Genomic DNA, 717 nt, shown 5'->3' with positions numbered 1-717 from the left:
ACGATTACCACGGTGTGGTTCATGACTGGGGTGAAGTCGTAACAAGGTAGCCGTAGGGGAACCTGCGGCTGGATCACCTCCTTAACGAAAGAACTTTCCAAACAGGACCCACACGTTTGCTTGTCTGACATGTTAAAGAAGCGTACACGCTGTTTTTGGGTCTGTAGCTCAGTTGGTTAGAGCGCACCCCTGATAAGGGTGAGGTCGGCCGTTCAAATCGGCCCAGACCCACCAGAACATTGCCGCTGCATTGATGTGTTTTGCCGATAAGGCGGCGATGATGACTGGAAGTGCTGTAACGGTAATGCTGTAACGGTATTAAGGGGCCGTAGCTCAGCTGGGAGAGCGCCTGCCTTGCACGCAGGAGGTCAGGAGTTCGATCCTCCTCGGCTCCACCAATATCGGCAGAAGTGATAATCAAGCCGCTCTGATTCGACGGTTTGCTTCTGACTTTTGTCAGTGCCTGATCCTTGCGATCGGTATGCTCTTTAACAATCTGGGAAATGAGAAGTCCAAGTATTCCAATGGAATACAAGCGTTAGAGACTTATATCTGACACTTGTGTCTATTAGGTGAATCGTTGGCGTTACGAGCTGTATGGCTTTAGGCGGTTGATGAGAGTTGACTGTTTTGGGTTATATGGTCAAGTGACGAAGCGTACACGGTGGATGCCTTGGCAGCCAGAGGCGATGAAGGACGTTGTAGCCTGCGATAAGC

The 717-nt window shown here is 50.6% G+C and carries 2 tRNA genes and 1 rRNA gene; all 3 read left to right on the top strand.

Features of this window, described 5'->3' with window-relative positions:
* Positions 1-84, top strand: a 16S ribosomal RNA gene (locus tag E0L37_RS21220); the annotation flags it as partial.
* A gap of 73 nt (positions 85-157) precedes the next feature.
* A tRNA-Ile gene (locus E0L37_RS21215) sits at positions 158-234 on the top strand.
* A gap of 88 nt (positions 235-322) precedes the next feature.
* Positions 323-398, top strand: a tRNA-Ala gene (locus E0L37_RS21210).
* Positions 399-717 lie beyond the last annotated feature (319 nt).

Source organism: Alcanivorax sp. 24, assembly GCF_004360225.1.
In the GTDB taxonomy this organism is placed as follows: Bacteria; Pseudomonadota; Gammaproteobacteria; order Pseudomonadales; family Alcanivoracaceae; genus Alloalcanivorax; species Alloalcanivorax xiamenensis.
The sequence above is the reverse complement of the archived record's forward strand: the minus strand, read 5'-3'. Positions and strand labels throughout refer to the sequence as shown.